Genomic DNA, 15,954 nt, shown 5'->3' on the forward strand with positions numbered 1-15,954 from the left:
GTCCGCGAACGCGGGGGTGTCCGCTCACCGGCACCGGGCTCGCCGCCGCGGGACCGGGCCCCTCACCGCAGCAGGCTGGACAGCAGCTTCGCCGCCTTGCGTACCTTCGGGCGGGCCAGGCGGCGGACCACCGGGCGGACCACGTGGGCCGTCACTCCCACCGGCCGCCAGCGCAGTTGCAGCCGGCCGGGGCTGCGGCCCTCCGGTTCGGCCGTGACCTCGTGCGGGATCGTGCCGGAGCGGTAGTCGACGCGGGCGGTGCGCGCGGGGAAGTCGAGGGGGGCCAGCAGCAGACCCGTGTGGGACAGCCCCTGCTGTTGCAGGCGGACCATCGGGTGGCGCACGCCCTCGAAGCCCTGCAGGGGGATCGGGGCGGCGGCGAGGTCCAGGCGGACGGTGCCCTCGAAGACTCCGGGACGCACCGGGTCCAGCCGGAAGGGGACCGTCATCCGGCGCCCGCCGGGAGCCAGCAGCAGGCCGGCACGCTGCGGGCCGACGGGCAGACGGAGCCCGGGGTCGTACGTACGGACGGCGAGGGTGAGGGACGCGCCCGTGCCCGGGGTCAGCTCGGTGATCTCGTGCCGGAACTGCGCGCTGGGGAACGGGCGGGTGTCCAGCTCCAGGTCGGACAGGTCCAGTTCACGCCGCGCCTCGGCCGAGTCGGGCACCCGGTCGCCCCAGTACGGGACACCGGAGTCGTCGGAGGTGGTGTGGCGGGGCGCCACCCCGTGCCCGAGGCCCCGGGCCGCGAGCCGGGCGTCGTCGGTGCGGCCGTCCCGCAGCAGTCGCAGCACCACCCGTTCCGGGCGGGGCAGCCGGGCGTACGCGCCGGGGGCCAGGGTGTCCAGGTAGGGGTTCATGATCCCGGTGAAGGAGTCCAGCCACTCATCGTCCCGGAAGGGCAGGTCGCCCGCGTACATCCGGAAGTCGTGCTTGAGGAACTTGTAGTCCTTGTCCTCCCGCAGCCCCGCGTGCCCGCTGCCGACGAGGAAGTCGTCGATCAGGCGCTGGACGTGGACGCGGTCGCGGACGTTGGAGATCTTGTGCCGCTGGTTGGAGATGGACGCGGAGTCCGCCGCCGCGAACGGCTCGATGTACCAGGTGTACACCGGGTCCGGGATGATCGTGAACGCTTCGGCCAGACAGTACGCCTGCGCCGAGAACAGCTGGTCCTCGTAGTGGATGCCCTCGGGGAAGCGCAGCTCGTGGCGGTCCAGGAAGGCCCGGGCGTACATCTTGCTCGTGGACAGGTGCTCGAAGAAGAGCCGCGGGTCGGCGTCGATGCCCTCCACGGTGCGGCGCTCGGCGACCACGTGCGGCATCCACGTGGAGCGGCGCCCGTTGTCCACCCGGACCCGCCGCACCGCGCCCATGGTGAAGTCCACCTCGCGCTCGCGGTGCGCGGCCAGCAGCAACTCGATCGCGCGGGGCGGGAGTTCGTCGTCGCTGTCGAGGAACATCAAGTACGGAGCCCGGGCGATCTCGATGGCCCGGTTGCGCGGGGCGCTGCAGCCGCCGCTGTTCTCCGGCAGGCGCAGGTAGCGGATGCGGTGGTCCTGCGCCGCCAGCTCCCGTGCCACGGCGGGCGTGTCGTCGGTGGAGTGGTCGTCGCTGATGACGATCTCGATGTCGGTGTGCGTCTGCGCCCGCAGGGAGGCGACCGCGCGGGGGAGGCGGGCCGCGTCGTTGTAGACGATGACCGTGACGGTGACGTCGGGGCTCGTCATGCCGTGGCCTCCTCGGGGGTCGGGGCGGGCGTTCGTTCCTCCAGCGGGAGCACCGGGGGCAGCGCCTCCTCGGGTTCGCCGAGGAACACCCGCCGTACGACCCGCTCGGCGGCGCGGCCGTCGTCGTACTCGCAGAACCGGCGCCGGAACGTCGCCCGTGCCTTCGCCGCGCTCTCGTCGCGCCAGGCGCCGGAGGCGAAGATCTCCGTCAGTTCCTCCTGGCTGCGGGCCACCTGGCCGGGGTGTTCGGCCATCAGGTCGAAGTAGACGCCGCGGGTGGTGCGGTAGGTCTCCCAGTCGTCGGCGTGGATGACGATCGGGCGGTCCAGGTTGGCGTAGTCGAACATGATCGACGAGTAGTCCGTGACCAGCGCGTCGGCGGCCAGGCACAGTTCCTCGACCGGGTCGTAGGAGGAGACGTCGATGATCCGGCCGGACCGGCGCAGTCCGGTCAGCGGGGAGGCCGCGCCGCCGTAGAAGTAGTGGGCGCGGACGAGGAGGACGGTGTTCTCGCCGAGGCGGTCCGCGAGGGCGGCGAGGTCGAGGCGCGGGGTGAACCCGGCCTCGTAGTCGCGGTGGGTGGGCGCGTAGAGGACGGCCGTCCTGCCCGGGGCGATGCCGAGGCGGGCGCGGGCGGCGCGGACGTCGGCGGCCGTGGCCGTGTAGAAGACGTCGTTGCGCGGGTAGCCGTGGTCGAGGGAGGTGTACCGGGCCGGGTAGGCGCGCTCCCACATCCGGGTCGAGTGGCTGTTGGCGCTGACGCTGTAGTCCCACTTGTCGATGCGGCCGAGCAGGGCCGCGAAGTCCAGGCCCTTGGCGGCGGCCGGGTGGTCCATCTGGTCCAGGCCCATGCGCTTGAGCGGGGTGCCGTGGTGGGTCTGGAGGTGGATCGCGTCGGGGCGTTTGACCACCGCGCCCGGGAAGTTGACGTTGTTCGTCAGGTACTTGGCGCTCGCCATGGTCTCCCAGTAGCGCCGGGTGCCCGGGACGACGTGGTCCGTGCCGGGCGGCAGCAGGGCCGCGTTGTCCTTGCTCACCACCCACACCCGGCGGATGTGCGGCGCCAGTTCGGCGAGCTCGGCGGCGATCGCGGCCGGGTTGCAGGCCACCCCGCGGTCCCAGTAGGCGGCGAACACGGCCAGTTCGGGGTCGACGGGCCGGCTCAGGGCGCGGCGGTACCGGTGGTCGCGGACCTTGGTGCCCACCCGGCGCTTGCGGGAGCGGACGGCCGTGCGGGCGGCGCGGCGGGCGCGGTTGCCGGCCTGGAACGCGCGGTACCTGGTGTAGGCGCCCTCCTCCAGCAGGGCGTGCCGCACGCCTTCGAGGCCCGGTGGGCGCTGGTGGCCCTCGGGGCGCCAGCGGACCGCGGCCAGGGAGGCGCGGCGGAAGAACTCCCGGGCCACCGGCTCGGGCAGGTCCTCGCGGGCGAAGGTGCGCACCAGGTCCCGCACCATCAGGTCGTACAGCACCGCGTGGACGGTACGGCGGTTTCTGGCGAGCGGCAGCAGGGACTCGTAGCGGTCGATGAGCGCGAGCCGGTGCGCGGGGGCGCGCGGCGGCAGGCTCTCGGGGCGCAGCACGCGGTTCTCGTACGCCACCTGGTTCAGGCAGGCGATCCGGTCGGCGAGCAGCAGGACCGTGTGGGCGGCGAGCGGTTCGTCGTCGGTGGTGAACCGCGCTTCGTTCGCCCGCCAGAAGTCGGCGCGCAGAACGCGGTTGCCGAGCAGCGGGGCGAGGCGCATCAGGTCGGCGCGTCCGTCCAGGGTGCGGCTCTCGCGGCCGACGGCGGCGAGGTGGCGGCCGTCGCGGGAGGGCGTGGCGGCGGTCTGCCAGGTGGTGGTGACGTGGTCGAAGAGGAGCACGTCGACCGGGGCGGCGGGGGCGTCAGCGGTCCCGGACGTCTCGGGGCCCGCCGCGGCGTCGAGTTCGGCGGCCCGCTCGGCGATCAGACGGGGCGCGCCGGCCGGCAGGCCGTCCTTGGCGTGCACGAAGTGCAGCCAGCGGCCGGACGCGCGGGCCGCGCCGGCCGCCCGGGCCGCCGCGTCGCCGGTGCCCTCCGGCAGCGGCACGACGAGCGTCTCGGGGGCGTGGCGTCCGGCCGTCTCCTGCGCCCAGTCGCCGACCGCGGCGACGATCACCTCGGCGTCGGGGAGCGGGTGGGCCTCCAGTGAGTCGAGCAGTTCGGTCAGATGCCCCTGTGCGTTCGGTCCGTAGACGATCACGCTGAGACGGGGCATCACTGGGGCTCCTTCGGCTCGTCGGCTCCGGACTCCCTTCACAACATACCGTCATTAAGCGTATGAAAGGGAAAACAAGGCCCCAAGTGTGGGCCGTGCGTGTGAACCGGACTCAGGAAGGAAGAGAGACTTTCGGCGCGCCCGGTTGCGGGACCCCCGTCTCGGCGGTGTCCGCCTTCGGCGCGGGCTTCTTGGCGGCCGGCTTCTTCGGGGCGGGCTTCTTGTCGCCGGTGAAGGCCTCGTACTCCTTCATGACGTCCTCCGTCGGCCCGTCCATGCGCAGCTCGCCGCGCTCCAGCCACAGGACCCGCTCGCAGGTGTCACGGATCGACTTGTTGTTGTGGCTGACCAGGAAGACCGTGCCCGCGTGCCGGCGCAGTTCGCGGATCCGCGCCTCGGAGCGCTTCTGGAAGGACCGGTCGCCGGTGGCGAGGGCCTCGTCGATCAGCAGGACGTCGTGGTCCTTGGCGGCGGCGATGGAGAACCGCAGCCGGGCCGCCATGCCGGAGGAGTAGGTGCGCATCGGCAGGGTGATGAAGTCGCCCTTCTCATTGATCCCGGAGAAGTCGACGATGTCCTGGTAGCGCTCCTTGATCTGCTCCCGGGACATGCCCATCGCGAGACCGCCGAGGTGGACGTTGCGCTCGCCCGTGAGGTCGTTCATCAGGGCGGCGTTGACGCCGAGCAGGGAGGGCTGGCCGTCGGTGTAGATGTGGCCGTTCTCCACCGGGAGCAGTCCGGCGACCGCCTTGAGCAGGGTGGACTTGCCGGAACCGTTGGTGCCGATGAGCCCGACGGCCTCGCCCTTGTAGGCGGCGAACGACACCTTCTTCACCGCGTGCACCCGGCGGACGCCGGACGCCTTCTCGGTCTGCTTGCGGCGCAGCATGCGGTTGAGGGCGGCGGTGGCGGTGCCGCGGCCCGCGCCGGTGCCGTTGACCCGGTAGACGATGTCGACGTCGTGGGCGACGACGGTGGGGATCTTCTCGGTGTGCTCAGCCACGGCCGTACGTCTCCTCAGCCTTCCAGAAGTAGATGAAGCCGCCGACGCCCGCGAGCAGGGACCAGCCCGTGGCCGCCGCCCACACGTGCGGGGGCAGCTGGTGGGCGTGGAAGCTGTCGATCAGGGCGAACCGCATCAGGTCGATGTAGACGGCGGCCGGGTTGAGCTGGAGCAGGATGGTGACCACGTGGGGCAGCTCGTCGCCCTTGGTGATCTTGTCGATGCTCCACATCACCCCGGACACGTACATCCAGGTGCGCAGCACGAAGGGCATCAGCTGGGCGATGTCCGGGGTCCTGGCGCCCATGCGCGCCATGATCATGGACACGCCGGCGTTGAACGTGAACTGCAGGACGAGCACCGGGAGCGCCAGCACCCAGGAGGCGGCGACCGGCACGCCGAAGCAGAGCAGGATGACGACCAGTGCCGCCATCGAGAACAGCAGCTGCTGGAGCTGCTGGAGCGCGAAGGAGATCGGCAGCGCTGCGCGCGGGAAGTGCAGGGCGCGGACCAGGCCGAGGTTGCCGGCGATCGCGCGGGTGCCCGCCATGATCGAGCTCTGCGTGAACGTCCAGATGAACACGCCGGTGACCAGGAACGGCACGTAGTCCGGCACGTTGTGCTTGGTGTTGAGCAGCACGCCGAAGATGAAGTAGTAGACCGCCGCGTTCAGCAGCGGGGTCATGACCTGCCAGACCTGGCCGAGCTTGGCCTGGCTGTACTGCGCGGTGAGCTTGGCGGTGGAGAACGCGGCGATGAAGTGGCGCCGGGCCCACAGCTGGCGGACGTACTCCGGCAGGGTCGGGCGGGCGCCGCTGACCGACAGTCCATGCCGGAGCGCGAGCGCCGTGAGGTCGTCGTCGGCGGGGGCCCGGGTGGGGGGCGGTGTGTGGAGTACCTGGCTCACATCCGCTGCTTTCGCTCGGGGGAGGGGGTGCTGCGCCCGGCCGTCTCCGGGGCTGCCGTGTCCGTGCCCGTCGTCCGGCGTTTCCTTACGGTTCTCTTCATGTTCTCTTACGTCGGGACGGGACCGTATCGTCGTGACGCGAGCGTAGGCCCAATGAACGTCGGAACGCAACCGTTTCGTCGTAACGCCCTATGCTGTTCGGTATGACGACGAACGCCGACGAGCCGCCGACGCGTCCACGCCGCCGGGCGCCCGCCGGGGCCGCCGTGCTCCGGGAGGACGTGACCGAGGCCATCCGGGCCGCGGTCTTCGAGGAACTCGCGGCCGTCGGCTACGCGCGCATGTCCATCGAGGGCATCGCCCGCCGGGCGGGCGTGGGCAAGACGGCGGTGTACCGGCGCTGGCGTTCGAAGCTGCATCTGGTGCTGGACGTCGTCTCGGCGATGGCGGTCCTCGGCTTCCCGGTCCCCGACACGGGCTCCCTGGAAGGCGATCTGCGCCTGCTCTACGAGGTCACGTCCCGCGCCCTGCGCCATCCCGTGGCCTCGCAGATCATCCCCGACCTCCAGGCCGAGGCGGCCCGCAACCCCGAGATCGCCGAGGCCTTCCAGAAGGCCCTGAGGGACGGCCAGGAGGGCGTGGCCAGCAAGATCGTGGCGGCGGCGGTGGAGCGGGGCGAGGTCCGCGAGGGCATCGACGCCGACCTGACGCTGGACCTGATCTCCGGCCCCCTGTACTGGCGCTCGGTGGTGACCCGCGCCCCGAAACTCCCCAAGGGGTACCTGGAGCGGCTGGCCCGCGCCACGGCGGGCGCGCTCAAGGCGCTGTGACGGTCGCGGCGCCGGGCCGGCGCCGCCGAGCAGCGCGGTCCCCCGGCGCCCGGCCCGTCGCCCCGGAGCGGTCCTAGGAGCGCGCTCCTACGAGCGCGCCGCCTCCGGGTGGTGCCGCACCCAGCCCTCCCAGGCCGACGCGATCATGTCCTGGACGTCGTACTTGGCCTGCCAGCCCAGTTCCGTCGCGATCCGGTCGGCGGAGGCGACGACGCGGGCGGGGTCGCCGGGGCGGCGCGGGGTGACGGTCGGGGGACGGTCGTAGCCGGTGACCGCGTTGATGCGGTCGATCATCTCCCGCACGGAGACGCCCTCCCCGCGGCCGATGTTCAGGGTCAGGCCGGTGCCGGGGGCGGACCCCAGCGCACGGGCGACGGCGACATGAGCCTCCGCCAGGTCCACCACATGGATGTAGTCGCGCACGCAGGTGCCGTCCGGCGTCGGGTAGTCGTCGCCGAAGATCCGCGGCGGCGCGCCCTCGGTGAGCTTCTCGAAGACCATCGGGATCAGGTTGAACACGCCGGTGTCGGCGAGGTCGGGGGCCGCCGCGCCCGCCACGTTGAAGTAGCGCAGCGACGCGGTGGCCAGGCCCGTAGCCCGGCCCGTGGCGCGGACCAGCCATTCGCCGGCCAGCTTCGTCTCGCCGTAGGGCGACATCGGGTGGCAGGGGGTCTCCTCCGTCACCAGGTCCACGTCCGGCATGCCGTAGACGGCCGCCGAGGAGGAGAAGAGGAAGGACGGCACCTCCGCCGCCGTCACCGCCTCCAGCAGCACCCGCAGGCCCTCGACGTTCTCGCGGTAGTAGTGCAGCGGAAGGTCCACCGACTCGCCGACCTGCTTCTTCGCCGCCAGGTGGACCACCCCGGTGATCCGGTGCTCGGCGAGCGTGCGGGCCACGAGCCCCGCGTCCAGGGTCGAACCCTCGACCAGGGGCACCTCGGCCGGTACGCGCGCGGCTACGCCCGTGGACAGGTCGTCGTACACGACCGTGCGCTCACCCGCCTCGGCCATCGCCCGAACGACGTGCGCCCCGATGTAGCCGGCGCCGCCGGTGATCAGCCAGGTCATTGCGGCCGTCCCCTCGTCCTGGTCCCGGTCGTCCCGGTCCCGGTCGTCTCGGTCCCCGGTGTCGGACAGGCAGCCGGGGTCTCTCAGTGAAGCAGGCGGCGCAGCCGGCCGCGGACCACCTCGGCGACTCCGCGCGGTCCCGCGGCCACGCGCAGGGACAGCGCGCCGGAGTGGGTCGCGTACGGCTGCACCAGGAGCACCCCGTGCCGGGCGTTCGGGACGGCGCGCCGGCGCAGCCGGCCGGCGCCCGCGAGAGCGTGCGCCGTGACCTCCCGCCGCCCGCCGTCCGCGAACCGGAGGGTCAGCCGCAGGTCCCAGACGCCCGCGCCGAGCCCGGCCAGGTCGACCGGCACCACCGCCGACCAGGTGCCGGCGCCGGCCGGCGCGAGAGCCGCCGTCGTCCGCCCGGCCGTCCGGTCGTCCTCCCGGGACTGCCAGCGCACGTCCACCTCCCGCGGGCCCGCCCCGGCCACCCTCCCGTACAGCTCGTGCAGCCGCAGACGCAGGAGCGAGGCACGTGCACGAGGGCGCAGTTCCGCGTCCACCGCCAGCGGCAGCAGACGAACCGGACGGGTGAGCAGGGGGGTCAGGGTGACCTCGGAGAGGTCCGCGGACCAGACGGGGATGCCGTCGGCGTCGCGGGCGCAGGGCGGGAGCAGCCGCGCCGGACGGGCGGCGAGTTCGCGCAGCCGGGCCAGGTCGCGCGGCTCGGGCGACGCCAGGACGACCCGGGCCAGCAGCGGGCCGGGAGCGGCGGGGTTCCGCTCCCAGTCGTCGGCGTCGTAGCGCGCGAGGTACTCACGGGTGTGCGTCCACCACGCGCGCCGGTAGTCCGCGTCGCGCAACCCCAGTTCGCGCACGTACATGCGCACGTCGTGGTCGAGGAACTTGGCCCGCGCCGCCCGCGCCAGCTCCTTCTGCCCGGCGCCCAGCAGGACGTCGTACGCCAGCGCGCAGGCCTCGACGCGCGCCTTCCAGTTGTCGATGTGCTCCCGGTCCAGGGAGAGCGACAGCCGCTCGGCCGACCGGCGCACGTGCCACACGTACACCGGGTCCGGTACGAGCGCGACGCGTGGGCCGGCGGCCAGGACGCGCGCGGTGAAGACGAAGTCCTCGTACAGGAAACGGCCCTCGGGGAAGCGGATGCCGTGCCCGCGCAGGAAGTCGGTGCGGTACAGCTTGTTGACGCACAGCGTGTCGTGGACCAGGCGCGGGCGCTGGGAGGGGCGCGCGAGGACGGCGGGCGCCGTGTAGAGCGACGGCTGCCACGGCTGTTCGCGGCCCGACGGCAGCTCCCGGCGCACGCACAGGCCGCTCGCCACCTCGGCCTTCGCCGCGGCCGCCGCGGCCAGCAGCGCGCCCACCGCGCCCGGCGGCAGGACGTCGTCGCTGTCCAGGAACATGACGTACGGCGCCGTCACCGCGTCGATCCCGGTGTTGCGGGGGCTGCCGCAGCCGCCGCTGTTCACCTCCCGGCGCACCACCCGCACCCGGGGCTCGCCGGCGGCCAGCCGGCCGAGCAGCTCGGCGCTGCCGTCGGTGGAGCGGTCGTCCACGGCGATCACCTCGGCGACCGCGCTGCCCTGGTCGAGGGCCGAACGCACCGCATCGCCCACGTGGGCACGGTCGTTGTAGCCGATGACGACGACGGCGACCTGCGGCGCCGGGTGCTGGTCTGACGAGTTTGAATGCATGAGGTCCACGGGCCGGGAGCGTAGAAATGTTCAGTAATACCCGGTTAAGAGACAGTTAGTGCTCGGTCCGGAAGACGGTCGGAACCGGGCCGGGGTTCCATCAGCGGCAGGTTCTTCACGGCCGGCGGTCTCGCGGCACGCCACAGCCGCACGAAGGACAGCACCGCTGCGGCCGCCAGCAGCACGTTGCGGGCCAGCATCAGCAGACAACCGGTCCAGGTGCCGTCGACCACGTCCTGGTAGCACATCGGGAACGCCACCGTGCTCAGCGCCGACGCCGCGAGGATCAGCACCGCCGCCGGGCGCTGGCTGGTGTGCCGCGAGGTCAGGCACACGGCCGCGAGCCCGAGCAGCCAGATCATGTACTGCGGGCTGATGACCCGGCTGGTGACGGTGAACAGCAGCACCGCGCTCAGCGCGGCGTCGAACGGTGTCGCCTCGGTCCAGCGGCGCGCCCGCACCCGCCACAGCACCAGCAGCCCGAAGGCGGCCGCCGTGAGCGCGAGGGAGGCGGCCGCGACGGCGGCCACGTGCGGGCCGATCAGCTCGACCGCGCCGTACTGGTAGCGGTGCCGGCCGGGCCAGCCGGCGTGCCGCGCGAGGTTGAGCGCGGTCCCGCCGAGCGACTCGATCTGCACCCCGCGGCCGCCCTGCTCCCGCACGAAGGAGAACGGGTCGTTGAACGACAGGGCCAGCAGTCCGAGGGCGGCGGTCCCGGCCGTCGCCGCCCACGTCCACGCCGTGCGGGTCACCCGTCCGGGGGGCGTGCCGAGCAGCGCGAGCGCCGGCCACACCTTCACCAGCCCGCCCAGCGCCCCGAACACCCCGCCCGCGCGCGGGGAGCGCGCGACCGTCAGCAGGCAGAGCACGGCGAGGGCGGTGACCTCGATGTCGTACCGGGCGAGCGGGACGTGCAGCAGCAGCGGCAGACCGCCCGCCCACAGGGCGGCGCCGCGCAGGCTGCGCCCGGGCCGGGTGCCCGCGCGGAGCAGGGCCGCCGCGATCAGCGCGTCCGCGGCCAGGGTCAGCGTCACGAAGGCCTGGAAGTACGTCAGCCCTGGGAGCAGGCCCGGCGCCAGCAGGACCGGTCCGGCGCCCGGCGGGTACTGCCACAGCGTGTCGTGCGCCGGGAAGGAACCGTGCGCGAGGACGCCGTACCAGTGGAAGTACAGCCGCCGCACCTCGCGGGCCACCGAACCGCCGCCGAGCAGCGGGGAGCTGTCGTGGACGAGCAGCCACAGCATCAGCGCGCGGCCGGCGAGCCAGAGGGAGGTGAGGGCGAGGACCGGGCCGGGGGTGACACGGAGACGGTTCATCACATGGGAGCCTAAGCGGTACGGATGGTGTATCCATGCCGATACGCCGTCAATGCGCGGCAAAGGTTGGCTAATCGCAAAAGATCGGGCCGTGGTGAACCTCGGGCTTCCTGTGAAACAGCAGTCACGCCGGGCGGCTGGAGCGACGGCTGCCGCCCTTATGGGTGCAACGACGCAGCCGCCGATCGGTACTCCGGACCCGGCCTCGGCGTACGTGTCGTGCCGGGTGCCCGGCGCGCGGGCCCGCCGCGCGCTGTCCGTGGGTGTGCCCGCGCTGGTGATACTGGCGATCGGGCTGTGGGGGCTCGACCGGGGCGGCATGTGGCGCGACGAGGCGGTCACCTTCCAGGTCGGGCGCCGGACGGTGCCGCAGATCTGGCGGCTGCTGCACGACGTGGACGCGGTGCACGGCCTGTACTACCTCGTGATGCACGCCGTCCTCGCCGTCCATCCCGGCGAGGTCGTGCTGCGGCTCCCGTCGGTGTGCGCGGCGGCGGTGACGGCCGCTCTGGTGTCCGCGCTCGGCACCCGGCTGGTCCGGCCGCGCGTCGGACTGTGGGCCGGACTGCTCTACGCCGTCGCCCCGATGGCCGGTCACTACGCGCAGGAGGGCCGCTCGTACGCCCTGGTCGCGGCCGGCGCCACCGGGGCGACCCTGCTCTTCGTCCGGGCCGCCCGCGCGGGCTCGTGGTGCGCGTACGGCACCGTCCTCGGCGTCACCTGCTGGCTGCACGAGTTCGCGGTGCTGCTGCTGCTCGCCCACGCGGTGTCGCTGGCGCTCGCCCGGGCCGGGAGGGACGTGTGGCGGGGCTGGGGGCGGGCGGCGGTCGCGGTCGCCTTGTCGCTGCTGCCGATGGTCCTCGTGTCCCGCGGGCAGGCGGCACAGGTCGCCTGGCTGCGCAGGCCGACGGCGGACACGGCGGAGGGGCTGCTGCGGTTGTTCCTGGGACCGGCGGACGGGGTGTACCGGGTGTGCCTGGGGCTGGCCCTGCTCGGGCTCGCGGGGCTGGTGCGGCGGCGGGGCGAGATCACCTGTGCGGGGGTGGCGCTGCCGTTGGCGGTGGTGCCGCCGGGGGTGCTGATGCTGCTGTCCCAGATCTCCCCGCTGTACGTCGACCGCTACGTGCTGTACGCCCTCGGCGGCGCCCCCCTGCTGGTGGCGTGCGGAGCGGAGCGGGTGGCCGGGGCCGCGGGACGGCTGTGGGCCGAGCGGCGCCCGACGCCGCCGTTCGTCCCGGGGGATCGGCCCGGCCTGGTGTCGCTTCCCGGTTCGGTGCCCTCGACCGGCTCGGCGGCGCGGTTCGACCTGGTGCCCCCGCCGGACCCGGCGCCGCACAGTGACCTGGTGCCGGTGCCGGCTGCCTCGCGGGGGCGGGCCCCGGTGGGGGCCGTCGCCGGGGTGGTGGCGGTCGCCGTCGTGCTGCTCCAGCAGCTCCCTCTTCTCCAGGCCGACCGCAGTCCCGGCCGGCGTCCGGACGACCTCGCGGCCGTCTCCCGGGCGGCCGCCCGGGCGGTGGGGCCCGGGGATCCGGTGCTGTTCCTGCCGGTGCAGACGCGCAACGTGGCCCTCACCTACCCGGGGGCGTTCCGCGGCATGCGGGACGTGGCCCTGGTGGAGGGCGCCGCCGCGTCCGGGACCCTGTACGGCCGTGAGGCCGGACCCGATGAGCTGCGCCGCAGGCTGTCCCGGCTGGACCGGGTCCGGGTCGTCGCCGACCAGGCGCTGCTCGCCGGCGGCTGGACCCCGCGCAACCCCGCCGAACGCGTCAAACTCGCCGTTCTGCGGACGGAGTTCGTGCCCGGCGAGGAGACCGTCCGGGACGGGGTGACCGTACGGCTCTACGTCCGCCGCGCTAGCGGGCCTCCGCCGCTTCCGCCGACGCCGCCGCGTCGAGCGCGAGGGTGAGCCGGTCGAGGCGTTCGCGCAGCTCGCCGATCTCCGCCAGGTCGAAGCCGGTCGCCGCCGCGATCCGCCGCGGCACCTCCAGGGCCCGCTCGCGCAGCGCCCCGCCCTCCTCGGTGAGACGCACCTGCACGGACCGCTCGTCCCGCGCGCTGCGCTCGCGGCGTACGAGACCGGCCCCCTCCAGCCGCTTGACCAGCGGGGACAGCGTGCCGGAGTCGAGCCGCAGATGTTCACCGAGCTTCTTCACGGGCAGGTCGCCGTGTTCCCAGAGGACCAGCATCACGAGGTACTGGGGGTAGGTGAGGCCGAGGTCCTTGAGGATCACGCGGTAGACGCCGTTGAAGGCGCGGGAGGCGGCGTGCAGGGAGAAACAGATCTGGCGGTCCAGGCGGAGCCAGTCGCTGCCGGCGGCGGCGGGGGTCTGCGGGGTGGGCGAGGCGGTCATGCCTCCAGGGTAGCTCTTGCGACCTATTTAGTTGTGCGCAACTTAATTGTGTGCTCTACTCGTACTCGCGACGGACCGCCAACGGCTCGACGCACTTCACACCGAGAGGGATGGTCTTCCATGGACGCGCTCTACACCGCTGTCGCCACCGCCACCCACGGCCGCGAGGGCCGTGCCGTCTCCTCCGACGGCAAGATCGACCTCAAGCTGGCCCCGCCGGCGGAGCTGGGCGGCAACGGCGAGGGCACCAACCCGGAGCAGCTCTTCGCCGCCGGCTACGCCGCCTGCTTCGGCAGCGCCCTCGGTCTCGTCGGCCGCCAGGCGAAGGTGGACGTCAGCGACGCCGCGGTGACCGCCGAGGTCGGCATCGGCAAGCAGGGCGAGGGCTTCGGACTGAAGGTGACCCTGCGCATCGAGCTGCCCGAATCCGTGGACGAGGCGACCGGCCGCAAGCTGGTCGAGACCGCCCACCAGGTCTGCCCCTACTCCAACGCCACCCGCGGCAACATCGAGGTCGACCTCGTCATCGAGTAGGACCGCACGCTCGACCCTCGCACGGCCACGGCCGGCCGGCGCTCCCGCCGGCCGGCCCGTCGGGGCTCGCCCTCCCCGCTCACGCCGAGGTCAGGGCGTCCCGGCCGGTGGCCTGGCCCGGCAGCCGGAGCGAGGTCTCCGGCACGCTCTCGCCCAGCAGCAGGGTCCGTACCACCCGCTCGGCGGCCCGGCCGTCGTCGTACTCGCAGAACCGGGTCCGGAACTCCGTCCGCAGCCGCGTCGACTCCTCGTCGCGCCACGCGCCGGAGGCGAACAGCCAGACCAGCTCCCTGAAGGAGCCCGAGACATGGCCGGGCGCCTCGGCGGTGATGTCGAAGTACGCGCCCCGGCTCGCACGGTAGGCGGGCCAGTCGTCGGCGTGCACCACGATCGGCCGGTCCAGGTGCGCGTAGTCGAACATCACGGCCGAGTAGTCGGTGACCAGCACGTCCGCCGCCGACATGACGTCCTCGACCCGGGGCTCGTCGGTCGCGTCGATCAGAATCCCGCGCCGGGCCGGCTCCGACAGCCCCATGCCCCGCGCCGGACCGCTCGCCAGCGACGGGTGCAGCCGGACCACGAGGGTGTACCCGTCGCCGAGTTCGGCCGCGAACCCGGCCGGGTCGAACCGGTCCACATGCCCGCCGCGCTGGTAGTCCCGGCGGGTCGGCGCGTACAGCACGACCGTGTGGTCCGCCGGAATGCCGTGCCGCTGCCGGAAGTCACCGCTCCCCCCGTTCACCAGCACGTCGTTGCGCGGGCTGCCGGTGCGCACGGAGGTGAAGTGGCAGGGGTAGGCGCGCTCCCAGACCAGCTCGGAGTGGCGGTTGGCGACCAGGCTGTAGTCCCAGCGGTCGGCCCGCCGCAGCATCTGCGGCACGTCGAAGCCCAGCCGCGCGCCCGGCTTGTCCAGCAGGTCGGCGCCCATGTACTTGAGCGGGGTGCCCTGGTGGGTGTGGATGTGCACGCTGCCGGGCCGCTTGCCCAGGGTGCCGGGCCAGTTGACATCGTTGACGAAGAACTTCGCCCGCGCGGTGACCTCCAGATAGCGCCGGGAGCCCACGATCACGTGCTCCACACCGGGCGGCAGCTGTGCGGCGGCGTCCGCGTCCCGCACCACCCACACCCCGCGCAGCTGCGGGGCGATCTCCCGGGCCTTGTCGTAGACGGCCGCGGGGTCGCCGAGCACGCCCCGGTGCGAGGACGCCGAGTAGACCACCAGGTTCTCGTCCAGCGGGCGGCGCGCGTGCAGTGACGCCCAGCCCGTGCGGGCCCGCGCGGCGGCCGCCCGGCGGACCGGAGCCGCCCGCCGTGCCGTCTCCCGCCCGGCCCGCGACGCCTGCCGCCGGAGCCGGTACGCCGTCCAGGAGCCCTCCAGGACGGCCACCTCGCCGTTCACCCGGGCGCCCTCGGGCCGGTGGGCGTGGAACATCCGCGCCGTGCGCCGGAAGAATTCGGCCTTGTCGGCGGGCGGCAGCCGGTCCGGCTTGGCCAGGATGTCCAGGCAGTGCTCGCCCATCTTGCGGTGCAGGTACGGCAGCCAGCGCGCCAGCTCCGGGTGGTCGGCGACGAAGGCGAAGACCCGCTCGTACTGGTCGTGGATGTCGAAGTGCTTGCGGCTGGTGGTGGACAGGATGTTGCCCTGCCGGCGCTGCCGGTAGTTCACGCAGATCCGGTCCAGCGCGGCGATCCGCCCGGCGCTGAGCATCACCGGGAAGGTCCAGGGGGTGTCCTCGTAGTAGCCCGGCGGGAACGCGAAGCCGTTCCGTTCGACGAACTCCCGCCGGTAGACCTTGTTCCACACCACCATCAGCAGGTCGAGGATCTGCGGGTACCGCGCCACGTCGAACGTGTCCGCGCCCGCCTCGGTGAGGACGTGCGCGAGCACGTTGCGCCGGGTGCCGCCCCACCAGTAGGTGCGCGCGTAGTCGAAGACGAGCACGTCCGGATCGGCGGCCTCCGCCAGCCGGTCGGCGGCGGCTCGCAGCGCGCCCGGGGTGAGGGTGTCGTCGCTGTCGAGGAAGAACAGGTAGTCACCGGTGGCGTGGGGCATCCCGGCGTTGCGGGCCCGGCCGAGGCCCACGTTCTCCGGCAGGTGCAGCACCTTCACGCGCGGGTCCCGCCCGGCGTACTCGTCGAGGATCGCGCCGCAGCCGTCGGGGGAGCAGTCGTCCACGGCGATCAGCTCGAAGTCGCCGAAGGACTGCGTCAGCACCGAGTCCAGGCACTCGCGCAGGAAGCCCTGCACCTTGAAACAGGGCACGATCAGACTGAAGCGGGGCACGGG

Annotated in this window: 12 protein-coding genes; 3 read left to right on the forward strand and 9 right to left on the reverse strand. The window is 73.3% G+C overall.

All coding sequences use genetic code 11. From position 1 onward, the window contains the following. Positions 1-62: 62 nt before the first annotated feature. From BLW57_RS23570 to BLW57_RS23585, 4 genes are all read right to left on the reverse strand, one after another. Entirely contained in the window at positions 63-1,727 is a 1,665-nt protein-coding gene (locus tag BLW57_RS23570; RefSeq protein WP_093477216.1) for a glycosyltransferase family 2 protein, read from the reverse strand. After that, a complete protein-coding gene (locus BLW57_RS23575; RefSeq protein WP_093477219.1) occupies positions 1,724-3,964 on the reverse strand; it encodes a CDP-glycerol glycerophosphotransferase family protein in 2,241 nt (746 codons plus the stop codon). The genes BLW57_RS23570 and BLW57_RS23575 overlap by 4 nt, the downstream gene beginning before the upstream one ends. A 112-nt stretch (positions 3,965-4,076) precedes the next feature. Continuing rightward, positions 4,077-4,967, reverse strand: a complete 891-nt coding sequence (locus BLW57_RS23580; protein ID WP_093477222.1) for an ABC transporter ATP-binding protein — start codon at positions 4,965-4,967, stop codon at positions 4,077-4,079. Continuing rightward, positions 4,960-5,874, reverse strand: a complete 915-nt coding sequence (locus BLW57_RS23585; RefSeq protein ID WP_093477225.1) for an ABC transporter permease — start codon at positions 5,872-5,874, stop codon at positions 4,960-4,962. The genes BLW57_RS23580 and BLW57_RS23585 overlap by 8 nt, the downstream gene beginning before the upstream one ends. A 203-nt stretch (positions 5,875-6,077) precedes the next feature. Here BLW57_RS23585 and BLW57_RS23590 point away from each other — a divergent pair, with 203 nt between their 5' ends. Then, complete coding sequence (locus tag BLW57_RS23590; protein WP_093480839.1) at positions 6,078-6,704, forward strand: TetR/AcrR family transcriptional regulator; 627 nt, start codon at positions 6,078-6,080, stop codon at positions 6,702-6,704. 87 nt (positions 6,705-6,791) lie between these two features. Here the strand turns inward: BLW57_RS23590 and galE are convergent, their stop codons facing one another. The 3 genes from galE to BLW57_RS23605 all read right to left on the reverse strand — a co-directional run bounded on the left by galE (position 6,792) and on the right by BLW57_RS23605 (position 10,782). Beyond that, positions 6,792-7,772 (reverse strand): UDP-glucose 4-epimerase GalE, encoded by a 981-nt coding sequence (gene galE, locus BLW57_RS23595; RefSeq protein ID WP_093477228.1) that lies wholly within the window; start codon positions 7,770-7,772, stop codon positions 6,792-6,794. Positions 7,773-7,855: 83 nt separating this feature from the next. Beyond that, positions 7,856-9,466 carry a glycosyltransferase family 2 protein gene (locus BLW57_RS23600; protein ID WP_093480840.1) on the reverse strand — a complete coding sequence of 537 codons (1,611 nt, stop codon included), beginning with the start codon at positions 9,464-9,466 and terminating at the stop codon, positions 7,856-7,858. A gap of 44 nt (positions 9,467-9,510) precedes the next feature. Further along, positions 9,511-10,782: a glycosyltransferase 87 family protein gene (locus BLW57_RS23605; protein ID WP_176985696.1), complete on the reverse strand. Its 1,272-nt coding sequence runs from the start codon at positions 10,780-10,782 to the stop codon at positions 9,511-9,513. Positions 10,783-10,942: 160 nt separating this feature from the next. Here BLW57_RS23605 and BLW57_RS42460 point away from each other — a divergent pair, with 160 nt between their 5' ends. Next, a complete protein-coding gene (locus tag BLW57_RS42460) occupies positions 10,943-12,688 on the forward strand; it encodes a glycosyltransferase family 39 protein (RefSeq protein WP_256339563.1) in 1,746 nt (581 codons plus the stop codon). Here the strand turns inward: BLW57_RS42460 and BLW57_RS23615 are convergent. Further along, positions 12,636-13,133: a MarR family winged helix-turn-helix transcriptional regulator gene (locus BLW57_RS23615; protein ID WP_093477233.1), complete on the reverse strand. Its 498-nt coding sequence runs from the start codon at positions 13,131-13,133 to the stop codon at positions 12,636-12,638. The two genes, BLW57_RS42460 and BLW57_RS23615, sit on opposite strands and share 53 nt — an antisense overlap. A gap of 120 nt (positions 13,134-13,253) precedes the next feature. Between BLW57_RS23615 and BLW57_RS23620 the strand changes: the two genes are divergently transcribed. Then, positions 13,254-13,667 (forward strand): organic hydroperoxide resistance protein, encoded by a 414-nt coding sequence (locus tag BLW57_RS23620; RefSeq protein ID WP_093477236.1) that lies wholly within the window; start codon positions 13,254-13,256, stop codon positions 13,665-13,667. Between the two features lie 79 nt (positions 13,668-13,746). Here BLW57_RS23620 and BLW57_RS23625 read toward each other — a convergent pair whose 3' ends face one another. Then, positions 13,747-15,951, reverse strand: a complete 2,205-nt coding sequence (locus BLW57_RS23625) for a bifunctional glycosyltransferase/CDP-glycerol:glycerophosphate glycerophosphotransferase (protein ID WP_093477239.1) — start codon at positions 15,949-15,951, stop codon at positions 13,747-13,749. Positions 15,952-15,954: the final 3 nt, after the last annotated feature.

Origin of the sequence: Streptomyces sp. 1222.5, assembly GCF_900105245.1 — a bacterium.
Taxonomy (GTDB): domain Bacteria; phylum Actinomycetota; class Actinomycetes; order Streptomycetales; family Streptomycetaceae; genus Streptomyces; species Streptomyces albidocamelliae.

What these genes read in the sequence shown, in the direction of transcription:
- BLW57_RS23570 (WP_093477216.1), bottom strand. Translation starts at nt 1,727, where the DNA reads ATGACGAGCCCCGACGTCACCGTCACGGTCATCGTCTACAACGACGCG.
- BLW57_RS23575 (WP_093477219.1), bottom strand. Translation starts at nt 3,964, where the DNA reads ATGCCCCGTCTCAGCGTGATCGTCTACGGACCGAACGCACAGGGGCAT.
- BLW57_RS23590 (WP_093480839.1), top strand. Translation starts at nt 6,078, where the DNA reads ATGACGACGAACGCCGACGAGCCGCCGACGCGTCCACGCCGCCGGGCG.
- galE (WP_093477228.1), bottom strand. Translation starts at nt 7,772, where the DNA reads ATGACCTGGCTGATCACCGGCGGCGCCGGCTACATCGGGGCGCACGTC.
- BLW57_RS23600 (WP_093480840.1), bottom strand. Translation starts at nt 9,466, where the DNA reads ATGCATTCAAACTCGTCAGACCAGCACCCGGCGCCGCAGGTCGCCGTC.
- BLW57_RS23605 (WP_176985696.1), bottom strand. Translation starts at nt 10,782, where the DNA reads ATGAACCGTCTCCGTGTCACCCCCGGCCCGGTCCTCGCCCTCACCTCC.
- BLW57_RS42460 (WP_256339563.1), top strand. Translation starts at nt 10,943, where the DNA reads ATGGGTGCAACGACGCAGCCGCCGATCGGTACTCCGGACCCGGCCTCG.
- BLW57_RS23615 (WP_093477233.1), bottom strand. Translation starts at nt 13,133, where the DNA reads ATGACCGCCTCGCCCACCCCGCAGACCCCCGCCGCCGCCGGCAGCGAC.
- BLW57_RS23620 (WP_093477236.1), top strand. Translation starts at nt 13,254, where the DNA reads ATGGACGCGCTCTACACCGCTGTCGCCACCGCCACCCACGGCCGCGAG.